At 69.8% G+C, this 7,104-nt stretch carries 5 protein-coding genes; 3 read left to right on the top strand and 2 right to left on the bottom strand.

Annotated elements, in window-relative coordinates; all coding sequences use genetic code 11:
• Positions 1 to 230: 230 nt before the first annotated feature.
• Complete coding sequence (locus tag ASF26_RS05305) at positions 231 to 1,562, bottom strand: MFS transporter (protein ID WP_056250482.1); 1,332 nt, start codon at positions 1,560 to 1,562, stop codon at positions 231 to 233.
• Positions 1,562 to 1,834 (bottom strand): metal-sensing transcriptional repressor, encoded by a 273-nt coding sequence (locus tag ASF26_RS05310; protein ID WP_056250484.1) that lies wholly within the window; start codon positions 1,832 to 1,834, stop codon positions 1,562 to 1,564. The genes ASF26_RS05305 and ASF26_RS05310 overlap by 1 nt, the downstream gene beginning before the upstream one ends.
• 129 nt (positions 1,835 to 1,963) lie before the next feature.
• Between ASF26_RS05310 and ASF26_RS05315 the strand changes: the two genes are divergently transcribed.
• The 3 genes from ASF26_RS05315 to ASF26_RS05325 all read left to right on the top strand — a co-directional run bounded on the left by ASF26_RS05315 (position 1,964) and on the right by ASF26_RS05325 (position 6,864).
• Positions 1,964 to 2,254: a hypothetical protein gene (locus ASF26_RS05315; protein ID WP_147858676.1), complete on the top strand. Its 291-nt coding sequence runs from the start codon at positions 1,964 to 1,966 to the stop codon at positions 2,252 to 2,254.
• Positions 2,255 to 2,346: 92 nt separating this feature from the next.
• A complete protein-coding gene (locus ASF26_RS05320) occupies positions 2,347 to 3,576 on the top strand; it encodes an efflux RND transporter periplasmic adaptor subunit (RefSeq protein WP_056250490.1) in 1,230 nt (409 codons plus the stop codon).
• Between the two features lie 3 nt (positions 3,577 to 3,579).
• Entirely contained in the window at positions 3,580 to 6,864 is a 3,285-nt protein-coding gene (locus ASF26_RS05325; protein WP_056250492.1) for a CusA/CzcA family heavy metal efflux RND transporter, read from the top strand.
• Positions 6,865 to 7,104 lie beyond the last annotated feature (240 nt).

Raw genomic sequence — 7,104 nt, forward strand, 5'->3', positions numbered from 1 at the left:
CATCTCAAACAATGCCTCCGTGACGCGAGCCCAGCCTCGATGTCTGCTTTCGAGAACAGCGTCAGCCCGCTTCTATGGCGTAGTTGGGTCGGATGCGGAAGGTCCGCTTCAGGGCGAAGGGTCAGGGTCTGCTCCCCACCCATAGCGGGTCCTCGGAAGGTCTGCTTTCGGGATGACTATAAGCTAGGGACCTGCAACTGGAACGGGTGGGAAGCAGCAGGCTGCCCGGCTCACCCCGGCCCCCCTGCCGGCCAGCGATGGTGCAGGTCGTCGATGACGAAGGCGTGAGCGTGCCGATGGCCACCGGCATCGAGATGCGGATGGTCGGGCCTGAGGTCGCCGTGGACGTGCTCGACCACATCAGGGTCGGAGGCGGGCCAGAGTAGGGCCGCCGCCGCGATGGCTGCCAAGGTCAGGCCCCCCAGGACCGCCAGCGTCGTCGGCATGCCGACCTTGGCGCCGAGCCAGCCCGCGAGCGGGTAGGTCACCAGCCACGCCACATGGGAGAGCGCGAACTGTGCCGCGAACACGCCCGGCCTATCGCCTGGCGAGGCCGAGCGCCGGAGAAGGCGTCCGGTCGGGGTCTGGGCTGCCGAGTAGCCGATGCCAAGCACGAGCCAGGTCGCCAGCAGCATCGGCCAGCCGATGACCCCGCCCCAGGTCGTGGCCGCGAAGGCGAGGAGAACGATCCCGAGCAGGCCCGCCGCCGGGATCATAACCGTCCGGTCCGGCAGGCGGTCGAGCATCCGCGGCAGCAGGAGGGCGGCCAGCATCGACCCGCCGCCGAAGAGGCCGAGCGCGATCGCGACGTCGTTCTGGGAGCGATGCAGGATGGCCTGGACGATCACCACCGTGTTGACGATCACCATCGAGCCGGCCGCCGAGACGGCGAGGTTCAACGCGAGCAGCCCGCGTAGGCGCGGCGTGGCGAGGTAGATGCGCAGCCCCCGCGTGGTGCGCTCGTAGATCCCGGCGCGGCGTTCGGGCAGCTTCGGCGACGGCAGCGACACCGAGACCACGAAGGCGGCCGAGCAGAGGAACCCGACAACGGTCCCCCCGAATAGCCAGTGGAAGTCGATGGCGGTCAGCAGCAGGGCGGCCAGGGTGGGGCTGAGGAGGTTCTCCAGGTCGTAGGCGAGGCGCGAGAGCGAGAGCGCCCGCGTGTAGTCGCGCTCCTCCGGCAGGATGTCGGGGATGGTCGCCTGGAAGGTCGGGGTGAAGGCCGCCGAGCACGATTGCAGCACGAAGACGAGCGCGTAGACCTGCCAGACCTGGTCGACGAAGGGCAGGATCAGCGCGACGCCGGCGCGGACGAGGTCGGTCGCCACTAGGAAGGCGCGACGCGGCAGTTGCCCCGTGAAGGCGTTAGCGATGGGCGCCACGAGCACGTAGGCCGCCATCTTGATGGCGAGCGCGGTGCCCAGCACGGCGCCGGCCTCCGCCCCCGCCAGCCGGTAGGCGAGGAGGCCGAGGGCGACGGTGAGCAGGCCGGTGCCGACCAGGGCGATCACCTGCGCGGCGAAGAGGTGCCTGTAGGTCCGGTTCGCGAGGACGGCCAGCATCAGAGATACTTCGCCAGCGCCTTGAACTCGGCCAGCGCGACCTTGGCCGACTTGCCGCCGTCCGCGACACCCTCGCCGATGCAGTTCTCCATGTGGTCCTCGATGAGGACCCGCTTGGCGTTGGCGATGGCGCTCTCCACCGCGTGGAGCTGCTGGGCGAGGTCCACGCACGAGCGGCCCTCCTCGATCATGGCGATGACGCCGGCGAGATGCCCGTGGGCGCGCTTCAGGCGCTTGACGATGTCGGGGTGGGAGGCGTGCGCATGTTCCATGTTGACATCCTATCCCCCCGGGTAGGATAGGGGAAGGGTATCGGGCGCATCGGGGTGGTCTCGGGCCGAACGGGAGTTGGGTGGTCGGTGTCCTTCGGGCGGCGTCTCATAGCGGCAGCCGCCGCGTTCATGCTGGCGCTCGTCGCGGTCATGCCCGTTTTCGTGGAGGCCCGACACGCGGCGTCGGTGACGCTCCAGGCGCAGGACATCGGCTCCGGCGCGACACACGACCATGGCTCGGACGAGGGGGCCCCCGGCGATCTCGCGTACCATGCCCAGGCCCACGCGCAGGGGGTGATGCCCACGACCGAGGGAGCATCCACGGTGCGGGCGAATGCGGCCATGGCCTTCTCCGTCTCCGACGAGCGCGAGCGGTCCCCCGGACGGCCGCCCGGGTTGTTCAAGCCCCCGAGGGCCTGAGGCGGACCACGATCGCAGTCCCCCCAGTTTCTCGAACTCCGGCGCCGCGCCGCCCTGCCCGAACGGCATGGCCGCCCGCCCATGGCAACGACATGCTCAGACGTCTTCCCCTCGTGCTGCTGGCCGTAGCCGGCGGCTTCCTCGTCGCGACTTGGTGGCCGGCGGCCCCGGACGCGGTCCGCGCGCTCGTGGCGCGGGCCCGGCCCGCCGCCACGGTCCCGTCCCGTGAGCCTACGCCGGCGGCGGCTCCCGAGCCGGAGCACTCCGGCTTGATCCGCTTGACGGACGCACAGATCGCCAAGGCCGGCATCCGCACGGATGACGCCGGCGAGGGCCGCCTCGCGCGTCACCTCCATGTCCCGGGCACCATCGTCCCGAGCGCCGACAACACTGCCCGGATCGCGGTGAAGACGACCGGCACCGTCGTAGAGTTGCGCAAGGGTCTGGGCGACCGGGTCGCCAAGGGCGAGGTCGTGGCGCTCATCGAGAGCCGCGAGATCGCCGAGACCAAGGGCGAGTACCTTGCCGCGCGCCTCTCGGCCGCCCTGCAGAAGACCCTCTACGAGCGCGACAAGGAGCTCTGGGACCGGCGGATCTCGTCGGAGCAGCAGTACCTGCGCTCACAGGCGAGCTACCAGGATCTAAAGGTCAAGGAGGACGCCGCCCGGCGCAAGCTGAGCTTCCTCGGCCTGGGGCCGGCCGAGATCGACGCCCTGCCGACGAAGCCCCAGGCGCAGTTCGAGCGCCAGGAGATCCGCTCGCCCATCGCGGGCAGGATCGTGGAGCGGCGGGTCGACCTCGGCGCGGCGGTCGGGCGCGACAATCTGGAGACCGAGCTCTACAGCGTCGTCGACCTCTCGAAGATCTGGATAGACCTCGCCGTTTCCCCAGGCGACCTTCCCCTGGTGCACGAGGGGCAGGAGGTGACGTTCCGGACCGAGGCGACCGGCGCGGAGGCACGCGGGCGCATCGTCTTCATAGGGCCCGTGCTCGACCAGAACACCCGCGCCGCCCGCGTCGTGGCCGAACTCGCGAACCCGCAGGAGACCTGGCGGCCCGGCTCCTTCGTCTCCGCCGAGATCGTCATCTCGGACAAGCCGGTGCGCGTCCTCCTCCCGACCGCCGCGATCCAGACCCTGGAGGGCAAGCCCAACGTGTTCGTGCGGGTGGTGGATGGCTTCGAGGCCCGCCCGGTAACCCTCGGCCGGTCTGACGACGAGAGCGTGGAGGTGACGGCGGGCCTGGAACCCGGGGAGGCGGTCGCGGTGGCCAACAGCTTCACCCTCAAGGCCGAGCTCGGCAAGTCCGCGGCGGAGGACTGAGCCATGATCCGCCCGATCCTCGCCTTCTCAATTACCAACCGCTACGCGGTCATCCTGGTAACCCTCATCGCCACCGCGCTCGGTGCCTGGGCACTGGCGCGTCTACCCATCGACGCCGTGCCCGACGTCACCAACAACCAGGTCCAGATCAACGCCGTCGCACCGGCGCTGACGCCGGTCGAGATCGAGAAGCAGGTCACGGTGCTGTTTGAGCGGGCGCTCGCCGGTACGCCGGGGCTGGAGAGCATGCGCTCGTTCTCGCGCAACGGCTTCGCCCAGCTCACTGCGGTGTTCAGCGACAAGATCGACGTCTACTTCGCCCGCCAGCAGGTGAACGAGCGCCTGGTCGAGGTGCGCGGCACCCTGCCGCCTGGCGTCGAGGTCAGGCTCGGGCCGATCTCCACCGGGCTCGGCGAGATCTACTGGTGGTCGGTCGAGTACCAGCCCCCTGGCGAGGGGACTCCGGTCAGAGACGGCAGGCCCGGCTGGCAGGGCGACGGCAGCTACCTGACGCCTGAGGGCGAGCGGCTGACGAGCGACTTCGAGCGCACGGTCTACCTACGCACGGTCCAGGACTGGATCATCCGACCGCAGATGAAGAGTGTCCCCGGCGTGGCCGGGGCCGACGCCATCGGCGGCTACGTCAAGGAGTATCAGGTCCAGCCCGACCCGATGAAGCTCGTCGGCTACGGCCTGTCGTTCGCCGACCTGGCGCGGGCCATCGAGGTTAACAACGCGACCCGCGGCGCCAACTACATCGAGCGCAACGGCGAGGGCTACGTCGTTCGGGCCGGGGGCCTGCTGGAGAACGTCGACCAGATCCGCGAGATCGTGGTGGCGACCCGGGCCGGGGTGCCGATCCTGGTCAGCGACGTCGCACAGGTCGGGATCGGCCGCGAGCTCCGCACCGGCTCGGCCAGCGAGAACGGGCGCGAAGTGGTGCTGGGCACCGCCCTGATGCTCATCGGCGAGAACAGCCGAACGGTCTCGGCCGCGGCCGACGCCAAGATCCGGGAGATCAACAAGCTCCTGCCGCCCGGCATCAAGGCGAAGACCCTCCTCAGCCGGACCGACCTCGTCGACGCCACCATCAAGACGGTGGCCAGGAACCTCGCCGAGGGCGCGCTCCTCGTCGTGGCGGTCCTGTTCCTGGCTCTCGGCAATATCCGGGCGGCCCTCATCACGGCGCTGGTCATCCCGGTCGCCATGATGGTCACGGCCACCGGCATGCTGGCGGGCCGCATCAGCGCCAACCTGATGAGCCTGGGCGCCCTCGACTTCGGCCTCATCGTCGACGGTGCGGTCATCATCGCCGAGAACAGCCTGCGGCACCTCGCCGAGCGCCAGCACGAACTCGGTCGCAGGCTGTCGCTGGAGGAGCGGCTCACCACGGTCCGGCTCTCGGCCGAGGAGATGATCAAGCCGTCCGTCTACGGGCAGGCCATCATCATCCTGGTGTACGTGCCGCTCCTCACCTTCGCCGGGGTCGAGGGCAAGACCTTCACGCCGATGGCCCTGACGGTGCTGATCGCCCTGGTGGCGGCCTTCGTGCTGTCCCTGACCCTCGTGCCTGCGATGATCGCGACCTTCGTGTCGGGCCGGGTCAGCGAGAGCGAGAACGCGCTCATCCGCGGGTTGAAGGCGGTCTACCGGCCCGTCCTCCTCGGCGCGATCCGCGCCCCGCTGGCGTTCGTGGCGGGCGCGGTCGTCCTGCTCGGGATCGCGGGCGTGCTCGCGACGCGGCTGGGGCAGGAGTTCACGCCGACGCTGGACGAGAAGAACATCGTCATGGAGGCGCGCCGCATCCCGTCGACCTCGATCACGCAGTCGCAGACCATGCAGCTCGGCGTCGAGGACGCCATGAGCAAGTTTCCCGAGGTGGCGTTCGTGTACTCGCGCTGCGGCACGCCCGACATCGCCGCCGACCCGATGCCGCCCAACGCCTGCGACGCCTACCTCATCCTGAAGCCGCAGGCCGAGTGGCCGGACCCGACCGAGATGAAGGTGTCCCTGATCGGCCGAATGGAGGCCGAAGCCAAGCTTATCCCGGGAACCCTGCTCGGCTTCTCCCAGCCAATCCAGATGCGCTTCAACGAGCTCATCGCCGGCGTGCGCGACGACCTCGCCGTGAAGGTGTTCGGCGAGGAGTTCGGCCCGATGGTCGAGGGCGCCCGTAAGATCGCCGGCATCCTACGCAGCCTGGACGGGGCCGCCGACGTCAAGGTCGAGGAGGCGGTGGGCCTGCCGTTCCTGGAGCTCAGGATCGACCGGCGCGAGATCGCCCGGAGGGGCCTGAGCCTCGCCGACGTGCAGGACGTCATCGGCACCGCCATCGGCGGCAAGGATGCCGGCCTGATGTACGAGGGCGACCGACGCTTCGCCATCGTGGTGAGGCTCGCCGATACGGTCCGGAACGACGTCGAGGCGTTGAAGAACCTGCCGGTGCCACTCCCGGCCGCCCAGGCCGCCCCGGCCAGGGCTGGCACCGGCGTGCCGGCCGCGCCGGCGCTGGCGGGCGGGATGAGCGTGCCCCTACGGCAGCTCGCCAGCTTCGCCTTCACGGAAGGACCCAACCAGGTCAGCCGCGAGGACGGGCGCCGACGGGTGGTGGTGACGGCCAACGTTCGCGGCCGCGACATCGGCTCGCTCGTGGCGGAGGCGCAGGCACGCATTGCCGCCGAGGTGAAGCTGCCGGCCGGCTACGAGGTGCGCTGGGGCGGCCAGTTCGAGAACCTGACGGCGGCCCGACAACGCCTGATGGTCGTGGTGCCCGCCTGCTTCGCCCTGATCTTCATCCTGCTGCTCGGGGCCCTCGGCTCCCCCCGGGACGCTGCGATCGTCTTCAGCGCGGTGCCGGTGGCGTTGACCGGCGGCGTCGCCGCCTTGTGGCTGCGGGACATGCCGTTCTCGGTCTCGGCCGCGGTTGGGTTCATCGCCCTGTCCGGGGTCGCGGTCCTCAATGGGCTCGTGCTCCTGAACCACATCCGGCAGCTGGTCTCGGAAGGCATTGATGTCGTGCGAGCCGTCCGCGAGGGCGCCCTCACGCGCCTGCGGCCGGTGGTGATGACGGCCCTCGTCGCGGCGCTCGGCTTCGTGCCGATGGCCCTTGCGACGGGAACGGGCGCGGAGGTGCAGCGACCGCTGGCAACGGTCGTCATCGGCGGCCTCATCAGCGCGACGCTCCTGACCCTGGTGGTGCTGCCCGCCCTCTATGCACGGTTCGGGCGCGCGGTGCCCGTCGCTCGACCTGCTGGGATGGCTTCGGCACCACTGGCAGCGGTTCGATAGGAAGGGTGCCGCCGCCGACTGCCACTACGAAGAGGCCAACGTCCGTATGTCCACTTCCGAGCCCGGACTGAACCGACTGCTACGACGAGGTTGGATCTAAGCCGGAACGTCTGCTTCAGGGCGGATAGCCGGGGTCCGCTCTCCACCGAGGCTGTGTGAGAACGCTTTTGCGGATTTGACGGACCTGACAGCGCAAGGCCCAAAGGGACCGGGCTTTCAGCCTCGGATGGCGGCGATGAG

The sequence above is a fragment of the Methylobacterium sp. Leaf93 genome (genome assembly GCF_001422345.1).
Lineage (GTDB): Bacteria > Pseudomonadota > Alphaproteobacteria > Rhizobiales > Beijerinckiaceae > Methylobacterium > Methylobacterium bullatum.

Excerpts from the sequence above, each read along its gene's own strand:
- ASF26_RS05305 (WP_056250482.1), bottom strand. The coding sequence starts at position 1,562 with ATGCTGGCCGTCCTCGCGAACCGGACCTACAGGCACCTCTTCGCCGCG.
- ASF26_RS05310 (WP_056250484.1), bottom strand. The coding sequence starts at position 1,834 with ATGGAACATGCGCACGCCTCCCACCCCGACATCGTCAAGCGCCTGAAG.
- ASF26_RS05315 (WP_147858676.1), top strand. The coding sequence starts at position 1,964 with ATGCTGGCGCTCGTCGCGGTCATGCCCGTTTTCGTGGAGGCCCGACAC.
- ASF26_RS05320 (WP_056250490.1), top strand. The coding sequence starts at position 2,347 with ATGCTCAGACGTCTTCCCCTCGTGCTGCTGGCCGTAGCCGGCGGCTTC.
- ASF26_RS05325 (WP_056250492.1), top strand. The coding sequence starts at position 3,580 with ATGATCCGCCCGATCCTCGCCTTCTCAATTACCAACCGCTACGCGGTC.